The organism is Streptomyces rubellomurinus (assembly GCF_000961885.1).
GTDB lineage: Bacteria > Actinomycetota > Actinomycetes > Streptomycetales > Streptomycetaceae > Kitasatospora > Kitasatospora rubellomurina.
The window spans coordinates 1-17,751 of record NZ_JZKH01000062.1 but is presented as its reverse complement, the minus strand read 5'-3'; the positions used below and the strand labels follow the sequence as shown (position 1 = coordinate 17,751).

The window sequence follows — 17,751 nt, the reverse complement described above, 5'->3', positions numbered from 1 at the left end:
ACGACACCACGGGGAGCTCCGCCGCATGCCGCACCTGCCGATCAGAGGCGTGCTCTTCGACGTCGACGACACGCTCTTCGACTACTCCGGCTCGGAGGAGGCGGGCATCCTCGCCCACCTCGACGAACTCGGCCTGCTCGCCCGCCTCCCCGGCCCGCAGGCGGCGGTCGACCTGTGGCGCACCGTCATGGAGGCCCAGTACGCCCGCTTCCTCGCCGGCGAGCTGACCTTCCGCGGCCAGCAGGGCGAGCGCACCCGGCAGTTCCTCGCCCGCCTCGGCGAGCCCGGCGCCGAGCGGCTGTCGGACGAGGCGGCCGCCGCCTGGTTCGCCGGCTACGCGGCCCACCGCGACGCCGCCCGGGCCGCCTTCCCCGACGCCGCCCCCGCCCTGGCCGGACTCCCGCCGCACCTGCGGCTCGGCGTCGTCTCCAACTCCTCCGCCGACCACCAGCGCGACAAGCTGCGCGCGATCGGCCTGCTGGACCGGGTCGGCGCCGTCCTGGTCTGCTCCGACCAGCACGGCGAGCCCAAGCCCGCCCCGAGCATCTTCCACGCGGGCTGCGCCGGGCTGGGCCTGGCCCCGCACGAAGTCGCCTACGTCGGCGACAACTACGCCCTCGACGCCGAGGGCGCCCGGGACGCCGGCCTGCACGCCTTCTGGCTCGACCGGACGGCCTCCGGCGCCCCGGTGGGGGAGGGCATCCGGGTGCTGCACTCGCTCGACGGCCTGGCGCGCGCCCTGACCGCCTGAGCCGCCCGGGGACGCGCGCGAACGGCTGCGCGAACGGATGTGCTGCCAGGGTGCGACGCGAACCGGTGCCCACCGCGTTAGAAGGTCATGGAGCGAACGAGCACGCAGGACTTCGGGGAGTTCGCCGCGACCCGCGGCCGCCACCTGGTGAGGACCGCCTTCCTGCTGACCGGCGGCGACGCGCACCTGGCGGAGGACCTCGCCCAGGAGGCCCTCGGCAAGCTCTACGGGAAGTGGCACAAGGTCGCACGGATGGACAACCCGGCCGGCTACGCGCAGACCGTCCTGGTCAACACCTTCCTCTCGCACCGGCGCCGCCGCGCCGCCGGCGAGCACGTCACGGACGTCTTCGCCGAGACCCCGGTCACCGACCCGGACCCGTCGCTGCGGCTGACGCTGCTGCGCGCCCTCGCCGAACTCCCCGCCCAGGACCGCGCGGTGCTGGTGCTGCGGTTCTGGGAGGACCGCAGCGTCGAGGAGACCGCCCACATCCTGCGCCTGGGCGAGAGCGCGGTGCGCTCCCGCAGCTCCCGGGCGCTGACCCGGCTGCGCGCCCTGCTGGGCAGCGAGCTCGACGACCTCGCCCGCTCCTGAGCCCCGCGCGCCCGCCCCGCGTGCGCGCCCCCGCCGCCCGCCCCGCCCCACGCTCGACCACTCGACCACGGAGGACCGGCATGCCCCTGGACGACCGTTTCGCCGCCCTGCTGCACGACGCCGCCGAGCTCGCCCCCGACCCGCCCGCCGCCGAGCTCGCCGCGTCGGCCCGCCGCCGCCACCTGCGCGCCCGCCGCCGGCGCACCGCGGTGGTCGCGGCCGCCACCGCCGTCGTCGCCCTCACCGCCCTCGGCACGCGGCTGCTGCCCGGCGCCGACCCCGGCCCGGGCAGCACGAGGCTCGCCCCCTCCGGCGGGTGGCCCGAGGGGATCACCGGCACGTTCATGACCGACACCCTCGTCTCGCTGCTGCCCCCCGGGCAGATCACCGCGGCCGGCGGCTACGGCACCAACGACGGCGCCGTGCCCGGCCTGCCGCCGTCCGCGCACCTGCTGTACGACGACGGCCAGGGGGCCGGCATGGTCACCCTGAGCGTCGACCGCGTCGCCCTGCCGATCAGCGAGACCACCGCCGGCACCCAGTGCGCCGACCCGGTCGAGTCGCCCACCGAGGGGTGCGAGCGCACCGTCCTGCCGGACGGCGGCATCGTGGTGGTCGACCGGCTCGCCCCGGTCGAGCCGATGAAGGTCCGCAAGTGGCAGGCCACCTACACCGGCCCGGACGGCCGCCGGCTGCAGATCTGGGAGGTCAACGCGACCAGCTACGGCCCGCCGCTGAGCCGCCCCAACCCGCCGCTGACCCCCCGGCAGCTCACCGCCGCCGTCACCAGCAACGCCTGGGACCCGCTGTTCGCCCCCGGCGCCGCCACCACCCCGGCACCGGGCAACTCGCCCGAGCCGTCCGGCCCGTCCGCCGACCGGATCATCGCCACCGCCCGCGCCCTGCTGCCGCCCGGCACCCTCGCCGACCCGGGCGCCACCCAGCACACCACCGGCCGCGCCCACCTCTCCGTCACCCTGGACGGGCGCACCAGCATGCTGTCCGTCCGCGCCGACCCGCGCCGGGCCGACGCCGCCTCGGCCGCCCGCGTCCGCCAGGCCTACGAGCACGGCGACGGCGTCGACCCGGCCGCCGTCCGCACCCCGGACGGCACGCTCGTCCAGGTCCGTCAGCTGCACGCGTCGAAGTCCGGCGACGGGCCCGTGCTGCGCTGGATCGTGACGGCGCTGCACCCGGACGACACCGAGGTGACGGTCGCCGAGTGGAACGGCACCGACGAGCCGAACGCGCGGCCCGGCACCCCGGCGCTGACCACCGAGCAGCTCACCGCGATCGCCGTCGCCGCCCCCTGGCGGCACTGAACGGCCGCCCGGGCCCCGCGGGTTGGCGCAGCGGCTCGGTCCGCGGCCGCGCCCTTCCCGGCCCGACCTGCGGGGGCGTTGCCGGGCCCCGGCCCCGGGTGGCCGTAGGGTGGGTCCGACCGAGGCCCGGTGTGGGCCCCGGTTTTTCGTGGGCAGCGGCTGATCGAGGGCAAGGGTATGCAGTTCGACGACCAGGGAGATCTCGACACCTCGCAGGTGGACGACCGGCGGGGCATCCCCGGCGGCAAGGTGGCCATCGGCGGCGGGGCGGTGGGCCTGGTCGCCGTGCTGTTCGCGGTGCTGCTCGGCGTCGACCCCAAGCTGCTCGGCCTGTCCTCCGGCGGCGGCAACGGCTCGTCCAGCTCGCGCAGCGCCGGTGAGGTGCAGCAGGCCTGCAAGACCGGGGCGGACGCCAACAGCCGCCAGGACTGCCGGATCGTCGCGGTCACCAACAGCCTGCAGGACTTCTGGGGCGGCGAGCTGCCCAAGCGCGCCAAGACGGCCTACAAGCCCGCCGAGACGGTGCTGTTCACCAACCGGGTGTCCACGGCGTGCGGCGCGGCCACCTCCGCGGTGGGCCCGTTCTACTGCCCCGGCGACCAGAAGGCCTACTTCGACCTCGGCTTCTTCGACGAGCTGTCCACCCGCTTCGGCGCCAAGGGCGGCCCGTTCGCCGAGTCCTACGTCGTCGCCCACGAGTTCGGCCACCACATCCAGACGCTCACCGGCCAGATGCAGAAGGTCGGCAACGACCGGCAGGGCGCCACCAGCGCCTCGGTACGGCTGGAGCTGCAGGCCGACTGCTACGCCGGGGTGTGGGCGCACCACGCCACCACCACGCCGCAGCCCTCCACCGGCCGCCCGCTGATCAAGTCCCTCACCGACCAGGACATCGCCCAGGGCCTGGACGCGGCCGCCGCGGTGGGCGACGACCGCATCCAGAAGCAGGCCACCGGCAGGATCAACCCGGAGGCGTGGACGCACGGCTCCTCCGACCAGCGCAAGGCCTGGTTCACCACCGGCTACCGCACCGGGGACCTCACCCAGTGCGACACCTTCTCGGCCGCGAAGCTCTGAGCCCCTCACCGGCCCCCGGCCCCGCGGTGTTTCGCGGGGCCGGGAGCCCGCCGGCTACTCCACCGGCGTCCAGTCGGCCCAGTCCGCGGCGAAGCCCGCGCCCTCGCCGCGCACCCGCGCCGCCCCCGCCCCCGCGAAGTGGGCCGGCACCACCAGCGCCTTCTCGTCCGCCGCACGGGCCAGCACCTGCTGCCGGCTGCGCGCCGCGAGGACCGGGTCCAGGCAGAAGCAGCTGGAGCACGAGGGGTGCGCGAGCTGCACCGGCGAGTGGAGCAGGTCGCCGACGAAGACGGCCCGCTCGCCGCCGGAGTCCAGCCGCAGGACCGAGGAGCCGGGGGTGTGCCCCGGCGCCTCCGCCAGCACCAGCGCCCCGTCCAGCCGCACCTGCCCGGACCACGGCACCGCCTGACCGGCCGCCAGGACCGGCGCCACGCTGTCCGCGAACACCCGGTCCCAGTCCTCCCACAGCTCGGGCCCCGGGCCGCCCGCCGCCCGGGCCGGGTGCGCCGCCGCCGGGTCGAAGAACGCCAGGTCGGCCGCGGGCAGGTAGTAGTCGGCGTTGGGGAACGCCGGCACCCAGGCGCCGTCCCGCTCCCGGGTGTTCCAGCCCACGTGGTCGGCGTGCAGATGGGTGTTCACCACCACGTCCACGTCCTCCGGGCGCACCCCCGCCCGCGCCAGCAGCGCCATGAACCGGCCGCCCTCGCGGCGGTGGAACAGCGGCGTGCCCGGCCGCTCACGCCCGTCGCCGACGCCGGTGTCCACCAGGACGGTCCGCCCGCCGCTGCGCAGCACGAAGGTCTGCAACGCCCCCACGAAGGAGCCGGAGGCCGCCTCGTAGTGGTCCGGCGCCAGGCCGGCGCCCTCCGCCCGCCAGACCCGCTCGGCCAGGTCGGGCACGATGGCCCCGGCCGGCCCGAACGGGCCCTGGTACTCCACCAGTCGCACGATCTCGACATCCCCCAGCACCAACCGCTGCACGGTCGCCTCCCGCTCTCGTTCTCGTCCTGCCGCGTTCGTTCCTACGCCGTCGAGCCTAGGCACCCCCGGTGAGCCGCTCAATGCGCGAGCGGCTCCCTCCGATACGCGAACGGCTCATCGGTCGGGGCTACGATGGCCGGATGGACGTCGTCAGTGATGCGATCGCGGCCGTGCGCACCGGCCGGCCCTCCTCCAACCGGCTGCGCGTGGGCGGCCGTTGGGCCGCGCGCCTGCCCCGCTTCGCCGGCGCCGGTTTCCACGTGGTGCTGGCCGGCGGCTGCTGGCTGCTGCCGGAGGGCGGCGAGCCCGTGCGCCTGGAACGCGGGGACGTGGTGCTGCTCCCGCACGGCGGCGGACACGCCCTGTCCGACCGGGAGCTGACGCACGGCCAGGCCCTCCGGCTGCCCGAACTGGACGTCCCGCTCGCCGCCGGGCTCGCGCTCGCCGAGCCCGGCGACGGCGGCAAGGTCGTCGAGCTGCTGTGCGGGAAGTACCGGCTCGACCACGGCCTCACCCACCCGCTGATGCGCGAGCTGCCCGAGGTCGTCCGGCTCTCCACGCTCTCCGGCGAGCACCCCGAACTGCGAGCGGCCGTCGAGCTGTTGGGCGCCGAGGTGGCCTCGGTGCGGCCCGGCGGCGAACTCGCCGTGCCCGCGCTGGTCGACCTGCTGCTGGTCTACCTGGTCCGGGCCTGGACGACCCGGCGCGGCGCGGTCGGCTGGGGCGCGGCGCTGGCGGACCCGGTGGTGGCGGCCGTGCTGGCCGCCGTCCACGAGGACCCGGCCCACCCCTGGACGGTCGGCTCGCTGGCCGAGCGGGCGGGGGTGTCCCGGGCGACCCTGGTGCGCCGCTTCACCGCCCGCACCGGCCGGCCGCCGATGGCCTACCTGACCTGGTGGCGGATGACCCGCGCCGCCACCCTGCTGCGCCGGGGCGCCGACCCGCTGGAGACGGTGGCCCGCGAGGTCGGCTACGGCAGCCCGTACGCGCTCTCGCACGCCTTCGCCCGGCAGTTCGGCACCACCCCGGGCCGCTACCGGGCGGCCGCCACGGCCTGACGCGCCGTCAACTCCCTTCACCGGCCGTGTGCGCCGGTGCTTCCGATGTTCACGAAGGTAACGGGTTGGGGTGTGTTCGCCGGTGTCTGGTTTTACTTATTGACGTCATGTGCACGATCAGGTTGACTCCCTGCACCTCGCCGCGAAGCCGCCGCGGCGAACTCAGGGAGAGGCACCTGTTGTATGAACGCCGCACTGCGTCGCACCGTCGTCTCCACCGTCACCGCCGCCGCACTGGCCCTGACCGGCGCCGCCTGCGGCAAGGCCGGCGGGGCCAAGAAGGACAGCGCCACCGCCGACAAGGGCCCCGCCTCGATCGGCCTGCTGCTGCCCGAGAACGCCTCCTCCACCCGCTACGAGTCCTTCGACCGCCCCTTCATCGAGGCCAAGGTCAAGGCCCTGTGCGCGGACTGCAAGGTCCTCTACAACAACGCCGAGGGCAGCGCCGCCAAGCAGAAGCAGCAGTTCGACACCCTGCTCACCCAGGGCGTCAAGGTGATCATCCTGGACGCCTTCGACGCCGCCGCCACCGCGGGCTGGGTGAAGGAGGCCGCCGACAAGGGCGTCAAGGTCGTCGCGTACGACCGGCTGGCCACCGGCCCGGTCTCCGCCTACGTCTCCTTCGACAACGAGAAGGTCGGCGAACTCCAGGGCCAGGCCCTGCTGGACGCGCTCGGCGGCAAGGCCGCCGAATCCGACATCGTGATGATCAACGGCGACGAGGCCGACCCGAACGCCGCCCAGTTCAAGGCCGGCGCGCACAAGGTCCTCGACGGGAAGATCCGCAAGGTCGTCTACGAGCAGTCCGGCCAGTGGAACCCCACCATCGCCGGCCAGAAGGTCTCCGCCGCCGTCACCCAGTACGGCAAGAACGGCTTCCAGGCCGTCTACTCCGCCAACGACGGCATGGCCGCCGCCATCATCACCCAGCTCAAGGGCGCCGGCATCACCGTCCCGGTCGGCGGTCAGGACGCCGGCCTCGACGCGATCCAGCGCATCGTCGCGGGCGACCAGACCTACACCGTCTACAAGGCGTACCGGCCGCTCGCCGACGCCGCCGCCGAACTCGCCGTCGACCTGCTGCAGGGCAAGGACGTCAAGACCGTCGCCGACGCCACCGCGGACAGCCCCACCGACAAGAACATCCCCGCCAAGCTCCTCCAGGCCAAGGTCGTCACCAAGGCGAACATCGCCCAGACCGTCGTCGCCGACGGCCTCTACAAGGCCTCCGACATCTGCACCGCCGACTACGCCGCCGCCTGCGCGGCCGCCGGCCTCAAGTAGCCACGATCCCAGGAGGGTTCGCGTGACAGGCTCACCCGTTCTCGAACTGCGATCGGTCTGCCGGCGCTTCGGCGCCGTCCAGGCCCTGGACCAGGTGGACCTGACCGTCCACGCCGGCGAGGTCCTCGCCCTCGTCGGCGACAACGGCGCCGGCAAGTCCACCCTCGTCAAGACCATCGCCGGCGTCCACCCCGTCGACACCGGCACCATCCACTGGCACGGCCGACCCGTGCGGCTCACCCGCCCGCAGGACGCCACCGCCCTCGGCATCGCCACCGTCTACCAGGACCTCGCCCTCTGCGACAACCTCGACGTCGTCGCCAACCTCCACCTCGGCCGCGAACGGCTGCGCCACGCCCTGCTCGACGACGTCGCCATGGAACAGCACGCCCGGCGGCTGCTCGACACCCTCGCCATCCGCATCCCCGACCTGCGGGCCCCGGTCGGGGCGCTGTCCGGCGGCCAGCGCCAGGTCGTCGCCATCGCCCGGGCGATGCTCGGCGAGCCCTCCCTCGTCATCCTCGACGAACCCACCGCCGCCCTCGGCGTCGAACAGACCGCCCAGGTGCTCGACCTCGTCGAGCGGCTGCGCGAGCGCGGACTCGCGGTCGTCATCGTCAGCCACAACATGGCCGACGTCACCGCCGTCGCCGACACCGTCGCCGTCCTGCGCCTGGGCCGCAACAACGGGGTCTTCCCCGTCGAGGGCACCACCCAGGAGCAGATCGTCGCCGCCATCACCGGCGCCACGGACAACGCCCACACCCGCCGCCGCGCCCGCCGGGCCGGGAGCGGCGAGGAGGAGGCCGCATGACCAGCCCCGACACCCCCGCCCCGCTCACCGGCTGGACCGGCCGGCTCGACGCCACCAGGAGGCGGCTGGCCGGCGGCGAACTCGGCGCCCTCCCGGTCGTCGTCGGGCTGGTGATCATCGCGATCGTCTTCCAGAGCGTCACGCACCACTTCCTCCAGGCCGACAACCTCACCAACATCACCCGCTTCATCGCCGGCCCCGGCCTGATCGCGGTCGGCGTCGTCCACGTCCTCATCCTCGGCGAGATCGACCTCTCCCTCGGCTCCGTCGCCGGCGCCACCGCCGCGATCACCGCCGTCCTCGCCACCCGGCACGACCTGCCCGAATGGCTCGCCATCCTCACCGCCCTGGCCACCGCCTGCGCCATGGGCCTGCTGCACGGCCTGATGTTCGCCCGGGTCGGCGTCCCCGCCTTCGTCGTCACCCTCGCCGGCATGCTCGCCTGGAGCGGCCTGCAGCAGTACGTCCTCGACACCGGCACCGTCAACAACCGCCACGACGGCATCGTCGCGGGCCTCGACTCCACCTACCTCGGCGACGGCGACATCGCCTACGCCTGGGCCCTCGCCGTCCTCGCCCCCGCCCTCTACCTCGCCGCCCAACTGCGCACCGCCCGCCGCCGCACCGCCGCCGGCCTCACCGCCCGCGGCACCGCCGACAGCGCCCTGCGCGCCGCCGTGCTGGCCGTCCTGTGCCTCGCCGCCGCCTGGGTCCTCAACCAGGACCGCGGCCTGCCGCTCTCCCTCGTCGTGCTGCTCGCCGTCGTCCTCGCGACCGACTTCGTGCTGCGCCGCACCCGCTACGGCCGGCAGGTCTTCGCGGTCGGCGGCGGCGTGGAGGCGGCCCGCCGGGCGGGCATCGACGTCGCCCGCGTCCGGATCTCCGTCTTCGTGCTCTCCGCCTTCCTGGCCGGCCTCGGCGGCCTCTTCTACGCCTCCCAGCAGGGCTCGGCCGACAAGGAGCTCGGCGGCGGCAACGTCCTCATGAGCGCCATCGCCGCCGCCGTGATCGGCGGCACCAGCCTCTTCGGCGGACGCGGCAAGACCTGGTCCGCGCTGCTCGGCATCCTCGTCATCCAGAGCATCACCACCGGGCTCGACATGGTCCACGCCGCCCAGGCCATCCAGTACATGATCACCGGCGCCGTCCTGCTCGCCGCCGTCGTGCTCGACTCCGTCTCCCGCCGCACCCGGAGCGCCACCGTCCGGACGTGACGTCCGTCCAACACCCGGGACCCCCGCAGGGCCGGCGCCTCGTGCGCCGGCCCTGCCGTCGTTCCCGCGGTCGTTCCCGCCGTCGTTCCCGCTCACCGAAGCTGCCGAAAACCTCCCCACGGTGGACGGGCCGCGCAGGATCCCACACGAACGGGCGAACGCCGTGAATGAGTCGATGATCCGACCGGAACCCCCCGATTCGGTAGTGGACCCCTCACTACCTGTACCGTGCCGGACGTCATGGTGTTCATCACTCTTCCCCCTGCCGTCACGCGTCTCCCGTTTTCGCCGATTACGCTCCACCAGCGAATATGACCTGAAAGCACCAAAACGACATTCGATTCGATCCGGCACCACCCCGCACGGCATCGATGATGAGAATTTCCTTTGACCGCACCTTCGCTGCATCCAGCCGACTCCGCACGGAGTCATGGTGAGTGGGCGCGCCCCACCCGCTGACACCCACGTCAGACGCTTGTAGCCCGTCCGCGCGCCCTCAGGAAACCGGAGCCGAGGAACCCAACCCCATGGACCCACGCCACGACACGGCCGGCCCAGGCACGCTGCACCGCCCCCACCACGGGCCCGCGGCGGGCTGGCCGGTGGCCCAACCCGCCCACCCGCGCAGTCTGCTCGACATCATCGCCGCGACCGCCGCCGCCCACCCCCACGCGCCCGCGCTCGACACCGGCGACGCCGTCCTCGACTACCGCACCCTGATGCAGGAGGTCGACGGCCTCGCCGGCGTGCTCGCCGGCCACGGCATCGGCTGCGGCGACCGCGTCGGCGTGCGCATCCCGTCCGGCACCGCCGACCTGTACGTCGCGATCCTCGCCGTGCTGCGCTGCGGCGCCGCCTACGTGCCGGTGGACGCCGACGACCCCGACGAGCGCGCCGAGATGATCTGGCAGGACGCCCAGGTCTGCGCCGTCCTCGGCGCCGGCCGCCAGCTGTACGCCGGGCCCGCCGCCCGGCCCTCCGGCCGCCCCGCCTGGCCCTCGCCCGCCGACGACGCGTGGATCATCTTCACCTCCGGCACCACCGGCCGCCCCAAGGGCGTGGCCGTCAGCCACCGCAGCGCCGCCGCCTTCGTCGACGCCGAGGCCCGCATCTTCCTGCCGAACCGCCCGCTCGGCCCCGGCGACCGGGTCCTCGCGGGGCTGTCCGTCGCCTTCGACGCCTCCTGCGAGGAGATGTGGCTGGCCTGGCGCCACGGCGCCTGCCTGGTGCCCGCCCCCCGCTCCCTGGTCAAGGCCGGCACCGACCTCGGCCCCTGGCTGGTCGAGCGGCGCATCACCGCCATCTCCACCGTCCCCACCCTGCTCGCCCTGTGGCCGCAGGAGTGCCTCGACCAGGTCCGCCTGATCATCGTCGGCGGCGAGTCCTGCCCCGCCGAACTCGTCGAACGCCTGGCCGTCGGCGGCCGCGAGTTCTGGAACACCTACGGCCCCACCGAGACCACCGTGGTGGCCACCGCGGCCCGGATGCTGCCCGGCGAGCCGGTGCGCATCGGCGCGCCGCTGGACGGCTGGGAGATCGCCGTCGTCGACCAGGCCGGCCACCCCGTGCCCTGGTACGAGACCGGCGAACTGCTGATCAGCGGCGTCGGCACCGCCCGCTACCTCGACCCCGCCAAGGACGCCGAGAAGTACAGCCCGCACCCCCTCTTCGCCTCCCCGCGGGTCTACCGCAGCGGCGACCTGGTCCGCAACGAACCCGAGGGCCTGGTCTTCGTCGGCCGCGCCGACGACCAGATCAAACTCGGCGGCCGCCGCATCGAGCTCGGCGAGATCGACGCCGCCCTGCAGGCCCTGCCCGGCATCCGCGCCGCCGCCGCGGCCGTGCGCAAGACCCCGGCCGGCGCCGACCTGCTGGTCGGCTACCTCGTCGCCCGGCCCGGCGCCGCCCCCGACCTGGCCGCCGCCCGCCAGCAGCTGCTTGAGCGCCTGCCCGCGCCGCTGGTGCCCGTGCTCGCCCTGGTCGACTCCCTGCCCACCAAGACCTCCGGCAAGGTCGACCGCAACGCCCTGCCCTGGCCGCTCGCCACCACCGGCACCGCCGCCCCCGCCGCCACCCTGGACGGGACGGCCGGCTGGCTCGCCGGGCACTGGGAGAAGCTGCTCGGCATGGCCCCCGGCGCCGACGACGACTTCTTCGCCCTCGGCGGCTCCAGCCTCACCGCCGCCCGCCTGGTCTCCGAGCTCCGCACCCGGCACAGCGGCGTCTCCGTCGCCGACCTGTACGCCCACCCGGTGCTCGGCGACCTCGCCGGCTTCCTCGACGGCCTCGCCCCGGCCCCCGGTGCGGCCGCCGCCCGGGAAACCGGCCCCGCCGCCCCCGTACGGCCGGTGCGCCGCACCCCGCGCAGCGCGGGCCTGTGGCAGACGCTCATCCTGCTCGGCATGTTCGGCCTCGCCGGACTGCGCTGGGTGGTCGTCCTGATCGCCCTCGACAACCTCATGGGCAACCACCTGGCCTGGGCGCCGCACAGCTCGTGGTGGCCGGTGATAGGGGGCCTGATCCTCTTCTACAGCGCCCCCGGCCGCACCCTGCTCGCCGCCGCCGGCGCCCGCGTGATCACCGCCGGGGTCCGCCCCGGCAGCCACCCGCGCGGCGGCCACGTCCACCTGCGGCTGTGGGCCGCCGAACGCTACACCGCGATGTTCGGCACCGGCGCGCTGGCCGGCACCCCCTGGGCCGCCCGCTACGCCCGCTGGCTCGGCTGCCGCGTCGGCAAGGGCGTCCAGCTGCACACCCTGCCCCCGGTCACCGGCCTGGCCCGCCTGGGCGCCGGCGCCAGCATCGAACCCGAGGTCGACATCGCCGGCTGGTGGCTCGACGGCGACGTCCTGCAGCTCGGCCACATCGAGGTCGGCGAGGGGGCGAGCGTCGGCCACCGCGCCACCCTGATGCCCGGCGCCCGCGTCGGCGCCGGCGCCGAGATCGCGCCCGGCTCCTGCGTCACCGGAGCCGTCCCGGCCGACGAGCACTGGCACGGCTCGCCGGCCCGCCCCTCCACCGAGGCCCGCACCCCCTGGCCCGCCCACCCGGCCCGCCGCTCGCGGATCTGGAACCTCGCCTACGGCGTCGGCTTCGCCCTCTTCGGCCTGGTGCCGATCATCGCCGCCCTGCCGGCGCTGCTGATCATCTACCCGACGATCGACACCGACCGCACCCTGGTGGCCGCCCTGCTCCAGCTGCTGCCGCTGACCGTCCCGCTCGCGGTGCTGACCGTCTTCTGCCACGCCGCGCTGATAGCCCTGCTGGTGCGGACCTTCTCGCTGCCGCTGCGCCCGGGCTTCCACCCGGCGGTCGGCCGGGTCGCGTTCTGCGCGTGGGCCGTCTCGCGCCTGAGCGACACCGCGCGGCGCACCCTGTTCCCGTTCTACGCCTCGCTGCTCACCCCGGTGTGGCTGCGCGTGCTGGGCGCGAAGGTCGGCCGGCGGGTCGAGGCCTCGACGGTGCTGTCGCTGCCCTCGCTGATGCGGGTGGACGACGGCGCGTTCCTCGCCGACGACACGCTGGTGGCGCCGTACGAGCTGCGCGGCGGCTGGCTGCACGTCGGCCGCTCGCACGTCGGCCGCCGTTCCTTCGTCGGGAACTCCGGCATCGTCGGCCCCGGCCGCAGCCTGCCGGACAACTCCCTGGTCGGCGTGCTGTCCGACACCCCCGCCCACGCCCCCGAGGGCTCCTCCTGGCTGGGCCGGCCCGCCTTCGCGCTGCCGCGCGTGGCCGACACCGGCGGCGAGGGCCGCACCTACGACCCGCCGAAGCGCCTGATGTGGGCGCGCGCCGGCGTCGAGCTCTGCCGGCTGCTGCCGGTGATAGTCGCGGCCCTGCTCGGCGACCTGGTGTTCGCCGCCCTGCAGGCGCTGCGCGACGACTACGGGCTCGGCATCGCGGTCGGGGCCGCCGGGCTCGTCCTGGTCGCCGCGGCCGTGGTCGCCTGCGCCGTCACCACCGCCGCCAAGTGGCTCCTGGTGGGCCGGTTCCGGGTCGCGGAGCACCCGCTCTGGTCGTCCTTCGTCTGGCGCAACGAGCTCTACGACACCTTCGTGGAGGAGCTCGCCATGCCGTTCGGCGGCGGCGCGATCACCGGCACCCCGTACCTGAACGTGTGGCTGCGCTCCTTGGGCGCGAAGATCGGGCGCGGCGTGTGGTGCGAGACCCACTGGCTGCCGGAGAGCGACCTGGTGACGGTGGAGGCGGGGGCGAGCGTCAACCGCGGCACCGTGCTGCAGACCCACCTGTTCCACGACCGCGTCATGCGGCTGGGCCCGGTGCACCTGGGCGCGGGCTCCACCACCGGCCCGCACTCGATCGTCCTGCTCAACACCTCCCTCGGCGACAACACGACGGTCGGCCCGGCCTCCCTCGTGATGCGCGGGGAGAACGTGCCCGGCGCCACCCGCTGGCTCGGCAACCCCGTCGCCGCCTGGAACGCCGACCCCACCCCACCCGCCGGCCACCGGGCCGGCCGCGGTCGCCGGCGCACTGCCGCCGCGTGACGCGCCCGCGGTGCGGTCACGGCTCCTCCAGCCGTGACCGCACCGCTTTTTCCTTGTTCCTCCGTTCCTCTTCGCCTGGTGTTGGCACGCCGTTGGTGCGTCGGCGGCGCGGGGTGCGGTGGCGCCTGCTGTGCTCTCCCGGTGGGGCGGTAGCCTCGTGTGCGCAGGGACGGATGGGCGCGTGGGCCCGGATGCGGTGGGGTGGGTGCGGTGGCGGAACAGCAGCACGGGTACTGGCGGGTGGCCGACGGTGCGCCGGTGAGTCCGGTGCAGGCGCAGATGGTGTGGACCAGGGCGGCGTATCCCGCGCTGGTGGAGGTGGCGGGGCGCTACCACGCCGTGATCACGTACGCGGAGCTGGCGGAGGCGGTGCAGGAGGCCTCCGGGGTCCGTACCCGGGTGGAGCAGCGCTACTGGATCGGCAAGGTGCTGGGGCTGGTGATCCGGGAGGCCCACCGGCGCGGGGACCCGCCGCTGACGTCCCTGGTGGTGCACGCGGCGGACGGCAAGGTCGGCGCCGGCTACCAGGAGGTGCTGGCGGTGGCTGGCTTCGCGCCGCTGGCGGGGGAGATGGACCGGGAGGAGCACGCGGCGGCGGCCCGACTGGCCTGCTACCGGCACTTCGGCGCCGAGCTGCCGGAGGACGGGGGCACCCCGGCGCTGGCGCCCAAGCTGCGGGCCGCGCTGCTGCGCAAGGCCTCCGCGAAGGCCCCGGCCGCGGGGTCCGGACGCTCCGGAGCGTCCGGAGCCTCCGGGGCTGCGGCCGCGGCTGCGGTGCGGGTGCAGGCCGTGTGTCCGAGGTGCTTCATCGAGCTGCCGGCGACCGGGGTGTGCGACTCCTGCGGCGGCACCGCCTGACGCTCCCGTCGGCCGTCAGGGGGCGGACGGCGGTGCGGTGGGGGTGAGGGTGTGGAGCAGGTCCGCGCCCAGGACGCGGCCGGTGGTGGACTCGTCGGTCAGGTCGTAGTCGTCGTACCAGTCGGACGGGGCTTCCGGGTGCGGTCCGCTGACCGCGACGCGGCCCGCGCCGTAGGGGGCGACGACGGCGGCGGCCCGGTTGTTGCTGTAGCGGGCGAGCACGTCCACGCCGGGGCCGTGGACGTCGAAGTAGGGGCCGTCCTGGAAGTACATGCGCCGGTTCTGTCCCCGCCAGGCGACGTCGACGAGGTGGTCGTGTTCGTCGGTGATGCTCGCGCCGGGGGAGTGGATGTACTGCCCGGAGTCGCCGGGCAGCAGGTCGTAGCCGGGGTCGCCCGCGAGGTAGCCGCCCATGCACAGGCCGAGGTAGTGGCCGCCGGCGCGTACGAAGTCGCGGACCAGGTCGGGGGAGAAGCCGGTCTCGTGCTGCAGCAGGCGCCAGGCGGTGCTCACCTCCTGGCCGTTGGTGCCGCCCGGCTGCACGTACAGGGCCGCCCCGGCGAAGGCGTCGGCGCCGAAGTGCAGCTGTTCGCGCGCCCCGATGTAGCGCACGCCGTAGCCCTCGCGCTCCAGCATCTGCCGGGCGGCCTCCGCGCAGCCGTCGCAGGCGGCCGGCCCGCGGTAGACCAGCGCCAGCGGCCGGCCGGCGGCGGGCGGTGTGCCGTCCGCCGCGTCGGCGCCGGCGGAGACCGCCGCGGGGCGGGCCCCGGTGCCGTCGCCGTTCGGGGTGGGGGCGGCGGTGCACGCGGACGCCGCCAGTACCGCCGCTGCCACCGCCAGGGCCCTCGCGGCCCGTCCCCACCGCCGCTTGCCCGCCCCTGCCACCTTCGTGCACCGCCCGTCACTCTGCGCGTCGCTCGTCGCGTCCCTCGTCGCGCCTCGCGCGCCGTCCCCGTGTGTCGCCCCGACGCTACGGCCCACCGGGCCTCTCGCGCACACCGGCCACCCGAACGGGTGAGGCCGGGCGGCCCGCCTTGACGGGCCGCGGGGGGTCAGCGGGGTGGGGTCTCGGGAGCGCTGATCGAGGCGAAGGGGTGCTCGGCGGTGGCCTTGATCCACTGGGGGAAGTGCTCCAGGCCCACCGCGGGCGAGGCTGGGCAGCCGGGGCGCAGGGCGCCGGCGGGGATGAACGCGACCCGGCAGCGTCGGCACAGCCAGGCCGCCTGCCACACGTGCAGCTGCCACTGCCGGTGGGCCCGGCGTTCCTCACGGTTCGTGCCCATGGCCCGCTCCCGGCGGCGGCGCGCGGCGGCGCGGACGGTCAGGCCGGCCGCGAGCAGGATCGCCGGGAGGACGAAGTGGCCTATCCGGTAGCCCAGTTGGTAGGCCGTGGAGCCGCCGGCGTCCGCGTGGTCGTTCAGCGCACTGACGACGCCGAGCGGGCAGAATGCCGCACTGAGGACGAACAGCGTGGTCGCCGCCGCGCTGGTCGCGACGGCCTCGTCGGGCGGTGGGGCGAGCAGCGCGCGGGTACGGACGTCGAGCGGCGCGGCACACAGGGGGCAGCTGACACTCAACGAACTTCCCACTCCCGGAACGGACTTGCGCGTGAACGGTGAACGCGTCGCAGTAGATCACAGCGAGTGGGCCGGTCGCAGACGAATAGTGACGCCCGCCGGCCCGGGGCGCGGCGGGGGCCCGGGTGTGGAACGGTGGAGGTCGCAAGGGTTTCGCATCCCTCGCGCGTCCCCCGGAAGCGGAAGGAGTGGCCATGTCGTCCAAGCGCCGCCGCAAGAAGAAGGCCCGCGCCCGCCGCGGAGCCAACCACGGCCGCCGCCCCCAGTGCTGAACGGCCCCTGAACGCCCCTGCCCGCACGCCGGGCCGGGGCGTCCAGGCACGCGTCGTCAGGCTGGCCAGCAGGGCCCGGCCCCGTCGCAGAAGCCGCCGGTCCGCCTCGGCAAGCACCCGGCCGGCCCCGCCACCGCCCCCTGGCGCTCCCCGCCGGGCGCCCAGGTGGCGCGGCCCGGAGGAGGCCGACTGTCCAGCCCGAACTCCCAGCCCGAACTCCCAGGCCGCTTCCAGCGATTCCTCCATCAGGCCCGGCCCTGAAGCCTCCGCCCTTCGACGACGCCGAGTGACGCTCGACGGACGGAAGTTGACCGGTAAGGCCATGACCGAAGCTGACCGCCACGAGGTGGCGGAGGATCACGCGAATGTCATTCCGCAAGGAAGCCATCAGCGGTCCTGTCCGTGAATGACCTTGGAGTCGCTTGACCCAGTGCAGCCCGTCCAGAGCCGCCTGGTTGGATGACCGCATGACGGATTGGTCGACACTCACCGACGCGTGCGGTTCCGCGGAACACGTGCCTGGCCTCCTGGACCGATTCGAGGCCGATCCGAGCGGTGTGTGGGCCGAGCTGATGGACCACCTGTGCCCGCAGTTGGACACCGCCTTCGCTGCCAGCTTCGCGGCGCTTCCGCGCTTGGCTGAGATCGCAACCGCGAGCAGCCCGGAGGCCCGAAGCTGGGTGCTGCTGGCGGCGGGAGCGATCGCTTCCTGTTCGCCCGGCCTGTCCGAGCCCGACAGCCCTCTGGCGGACTTCTCCGCTCCCATTGCGGTTCTGCACCACCTCACCGATCGTTGCCTGAGCCAGGCGGCCGAGGTCGAGGAATACGTGAACCTGCTGCAGGCCCTGCTCTCCTTTGAGGGTGTCGAGATCTGGGACCGTTCCCTGGACGGCCTGCAGAGCGGCGAGTACGAGGTCGACTGTCCCTACTGCGACGTCAACATTTTCGTGGTGATCGGGCAGGACGACTCCTTCTGCTGCACCGACGACTACGCGCTGCAAGAAGTGGAGAAGTCGCCCCTCCTGCCGGCGCGGGTGCAGGAGCTGAAAGGGCTGTCGCGGAGGCTGTTCACGAGGGCCTCGGCGGATGGCCAAGCGGGCCTGGCTCATGGTCTCCGTTACCTGTTCGGGCGAGCCACGTGTCCGGACTGCGGGACCGACTTCTCGGTGGCCGAGCGGGTGGCGGCCGCTTGGATTCCGTGAGCGGCCGGAGGCTACGTGCGGGTGAGGATCCGAGTCCGTAGGAGTCGGCAACCGGCCCGCCCGTAGGGCATGATCACGTGCGGCGTCTAGGGGAGCGCAAGCACAGGCATCCAGCAATCGTCACCTCGCTGACCCGCAGTCCCCGCCCCGGCGGCTACCTCGCCAACCTCAGCCAGGGCGGCAGCGCCGAAGCCAACGACGACCACCACCTCGTCGCCGACCACTGCCGGCGCATCGCC

At 74.5% G+C, this 17,751-nt stretch carries 15 protein-coding genes; 12 read left to right on the top strand and 3 right to left on the bottom strand.

Annotated elements, in window-relative coordinates:
• Nucleotides 1-25 precede the first annotated feature (25 nt).
• From VM95_RS25830 to ypfJ, 4 genes are all read left to right on the top strand, one after another.
• On the top strand, nucleotides 26-751 hold the full coding sequence (locus tag VM95_RS25830; protein WP_107073088.1) for an HAD family hydrolase: 726 nt from the start codon (nucleotides 26-28) through the stop codon (nucleotides 749-751).
• A gap of 87 nt (nucleotides 752-838) precedes the next feature.
• Complete coding sequence (locus tag VM95_RS25825; protein ID WP_045700803.1) at nucleotides 839-1,345, top strand: SigE family RNA polymerase sigma factor; 507 nt, start codon at nucleotides 839-841, stop codon at nucleotides 1,343-1,345.
• Between the two features lie 80 nt (nucleotides 1,346-1,425).
• Nucleotides 1,426-2,667, top strand: a complete 1,242-nt coding sequence (locus tag VM95_RS25820; protein WP_045700801.1) for a hypothetical protein — start codon at nucleotides 1,426-1,428, stop codon at nucleotides 2,665-2,667.
• 177 nt (nucleotides 2,668-2,844) lie between these two features.
• Nucleotides 2,845-3,744 carry a KPN_02809 family neutral zinc metallopeptidase gene (ypfJ, locus tag VM95_RS25815; RefSeq protein ID WP_045700799.1) on the top strand — a complete coding sequence of 300 codons (900 nt, stop codon included), beginning with the start codon at nucleotides 2,845-2,847 and terminating at the stop codon, nucleotides 3,742-3,744.
• Between the two features lie 54 nt (nucleotides 3,745-3,798).
• On the opposite strand, the gene VM95_RS25810 is transcribed toward ypfJ, so the two are convergent.
• On the bottom strand, nucleotides 3,799-4,725 hold the full coding sequence (locus tag VM95_RS25810; protein ID WP_045700797.1) for an MBL fold metallo-hydrolase: 927 nt from the start codon (nucleotides 4,723-4,725) through the stop codon (nucleotides 3,799-3,801).
• A 140-nt stretch (nucleotides 4,726-4,865) separates the two neighbouring features.
• Between VM95_RS25810 and VM95_RS25805 the strand changes: the two genes are divergently transcribed.
• The 6 genes from VM95_RS25805 (at nucleotide 4,866) to VM95_RS25780 (ending at nucleotide 14,461) form a co-directional block, all read left to right on the top strand.
• A complete protein-coding gene (locus VM95_RS25805; protein WP_045700795.1) occupies nucleotides 4,866-5,783 on the top strand; it encodes an AraC family transcriptional regulator in 918 nt (305 codons plus the stop codon).
• A gap of 183 nt (nucleotides 5,784-5,966) precedes the next feature.
• A complete protein-coding gene (locus VM95_RS25800) occupies nucleotides 5,967-7,067 on the top strand; it encodes a sugar ABC transporter substrate-binding protein (protein WP_107073087.1) in 1,101 nt (366 codons plus the stop codon).
• A gap of 22 nt (nucleotides 7,068-7,089) precedes the next feature.
• Entirely contained in the window at nucleotides 7,090-7,881 is a 792-nt protein-coding gene (locus tag VM95_RS25795) for an ATP-binding cassette domain-containing protein (protein ID WP_045700793.1), read from the top strand.
• Nucleotides 7,878-9,095, top strand: coding sequence for a sugar ABC transporter permease (locus VM95_RS25790; RefSeq protein WP_045700790.1), 1,218 nt, complete (start codon nucleotides 7,878-7,880; stop codon nucleotides 9,093-9,095). The genes VM95_RS25795 and VM95_RS25790 overlap by 4 nt, the downstream gene beginning before the upstream one ends.
• 527 nt (nucleotides 9,096-9,622) lie before the next feature.
• On the top strand, nucleotides 9,623-13,603 hold the full coding sequence (locus VM95_RS25785; protein WP_078860523.1) for a Pls/PosA family non-ribosomal peptide synthetase: 3,981 nt from the start codon (nucleotides 9,623-9,625) through the stop codon (nucleotides 13,601-13,603).
• A gap of 210 nt (nucleotides 13,604-13,813) precedes the next feature.
• Nucleotides 13,814-14,461, top strand: coding sequence for a hypothetical protein (locus VM95_RS25780; protein WP_063773567.1), 648 nt, complete (start codon nucleotides 13,814-13,816; stop codon nucleotides 14,459-14,461).
• Between the two features lie 15 nt (nucleotides 14,462-14,476).
• On the opposite strand, the gene VM95_RS42775 is transcribed toward VM95_RS25780, so the two are convergent.
• On the bottom strand, nucleotides 14,477-15,295 hold the full coding sequence (locus VM95_RS42775) for a BPL-N domain-containing protein (protein WP_052707573.1): 819 nt from the start codon (nucleotides 15,293-15,295) through the stop codon (nucleotides 14,477-14,479).
• Between the two features lie 218 nt (nucleotides 15,296-15,513).
• Nucleotides 15,514-16,038 carry a hypothetical protein gene (locus VM95_RS25770; protein ID WP_045700787.1) on the bottom strand — a complete coding sequence of 175 codons (525 nt, stop codon included), beginning with the start codon at nucleotides 16,036-16,038 and terminating at the stop codon, nucleotides 15,514-15,516.
• A gap of 194 nt (nucleotides 16,039-16,232) precedes the next feature.
• Here VM95_RS25770 and VM95_RS45780 point away from each other — a divergent pair, with 194 nt between their 5' ends.
• Together VM95_RS45780 and VM95_RS25765 are read left to right on the top strand one after the other, a co-directional pair.
• Nucleotides 16,233-16,310, top strand: a complete 78-nt coding sequence (locus tag VM95_RS45780; RefSeq protein ID WP_464336931.1) for a hypothetical protein — start codon at nucleotides 16,233-16,235, stop codon at nucleotides 16,308-16,310.
• A gap of 455 nt (nucleotides 16,311-16,765) precedes the next feature.
• Entirely contained in the window at nucleotides 16,766-17,512 is a 747-nt protein-coding gene (locus VM95_RS25765) for a hypothetical protein (RefSeq protein ID WP_157882208.1), read from the top strand.
• Nucleotides 17,513-17,751 lie beyond the last annotated feature (239 nt).

Excerpts from the sequence above, each read along its gene's own strand:
- VM95_RS25830 (WP_107073088.1), top strand. The coding sequence starts at position 26 with ATGCCGCACCTGCCGATCAGAGGCGTGCTCTTCGACGTCGACGACACG.
- VM95_RS25825 (WP_045700803.1), top strand. The coding sequence starts at position 839 with ATGGAGCGAACGAGCACGCAGGACTTCGGGGAGTTCGCCGCGACCCGC.
- VM95_RS25820 (WP_045700801.1), top strand. The coding sequence starts at position 1,426 with ATGCCCCTGGACGACCGTTTCGCCGCCCTGCTGCACGACGCCGCCGAG.
- ypfJ (WP_045700799.1), top strand. The coding sequence starts at position 2,845 with ATGCAGTTCGACGACCAGGGAGATCTCGACACCTCGCAGGTGGACGAC.
- VM95_RS25805 (WP_045700795.1), top strand. The coding sequence starts at position 4,866 with ATGGACGTCGTCAGTGATGCGATCGCGGCCGTGCGCACCGGCCGGCCC.
- VM95_RS25800 (WP_107073087.1), top strand. The coding sequence starts at position 5,967 with ATGAACGCCGCACTGCGTCGCACCGTCGTCTCCACCGTCACCGCCGCC.
- VM95_RS25790 (WP_045700790.1), top strand. The coding sequence starts at position 7,878 with ATGACCAGCCCCGACACCCCCGCCCCGCTCACCGGCTGGACCGGCCGG.
- VM95_RS25785 (WP_078860523.1), top strand. The coding sequence starts at position 9,623 with ATGGACCCACGCCACGACACGGCCGGCCCAGGCACGCTGCACCGCCCC.
- VM95_RS45780 (WP_464336931.1), top strand. The coding sequence starts at position 16,233 with ATGTCGTCCAAGCGCCGCCGCAAGAAGAAGGCCCGCGCCCGCCGCGGA.